Genomic DNA, 1,154 nt, shown 5'->3' on the forward strand with positions numbered 1-1,154 from the left:
GAGTTTTTCGATTAACCCCCCCAACAACGATCACTTGAGGGTTGAAAACCCTACAACAAACCCAAATTTGCAAAAAAAAATAGGTTACAACCGCCCTTTCAGGGCTCAACCACTCCACATTTCCTGTGGAGAAAGATAGCTATCGCTCAAACAGGCCATCGTTTGAGCGTCTGAAGTTGCTTCAAATTGTAACCCCAACATGAGAACAGGCACTTGATATGCGCCCTTGCACAGGTTGTTACCATCACATGACCAGCTCTGAACACTTTTTTCATCACAGCAAACGGTCGTTCAACAAGAGGACGTATCCTGCTGATCGCTCGGTTTCTACGCTTTTCCTTAGTTGATAATGGGTGGTTTCGAACTCCTCTATGCATTGTCTTATCCATGGATGCACAGGGCTTGACGCCAAAATATCCCTTGTCCCTGTATACCGTCTCTCCGGATCGGGAGAGATCAATTTTGCTATCATGAACTGAAGCTGGTGTTGTTGCCATTCGTCGGATAAGTTGATGTTCCTTATCCATGAGAATATGCAATTTAAACCCAAAATGAGATTTTGACCCTTTCTTTGCCCATGTCCCATCACGGCTTCGCCGCGTCTTTGCATCTTTTCCTCGCGGTGTATCGGCGGGTGCATGACCCGGATCTGCAGTGATGAAACTTGCATCCTGGATCACACCACGATGAATTGTCAATCCTTTCTGATCGATCTGATGTTGGAATTCAGTCCAGATCAATTCTTCTTTCCCTGTTTTGATCAGACGCTCTCGGAATAGCCAGATGGTGGAGGCATCTGGAATTTTCGTTGGGTAGTCGAGAAAATGACGGAACGATAAGCGATCATAGACTTCTCGTTCAAGCTGGGGATCTGATAATCCATACAGTTGCTGCAGAACCATGAGTTTGATCATGAAAACAACGTCATAGTTTGGTCGGCCACCTTTTCCTTCGGTGTTGGTGTAGAGATCAGAGAGAAGAGGACGAAACCGCTCCCAGTCGATCAAGGAGGATAAGGTACCAAGATTGTTTCCTTGTTGAGCAAAGCGGCGATATTCATCCTTAATTGCAAAATTAAAGAACGTGCTCATTGAGTACTGATCGATCACACACTATAAAGTACTTTCGATGGAACGAGGTTATTCGAAGTTCTC

The 1,154-nt window shown here is 45.1% G+C and carries 1 protein-coding gene; it reads right to left on the bottom strand.

What is annotated here, in order from left to right:
- Positions 1-146: 146 nt before the first annotated feature.
- Positions 147-1,091, bottom strand: a complete 945-nt coding sequence (locus J2T58_RS11055; RefSeq protein ID WP_253490033.1) for an IS5 family transposase — start codon at positions 1,089-1,091, stop codon at positions 147-149.
- Between the last annotated feature and the right edge of the window lie 63 nt (positions 1,092-1,154).

The sequence above is a fragment of the Methanocalculus alkaliphilus genome, from assembly GCF_024170505.1.
Lineage (GTDB): Archaea > Halobacteriota > Methanomicrobia > Methanomicrobiales > Methanocorpusculaceae > Methanocalculus > Methanocalculus alkaliphilus.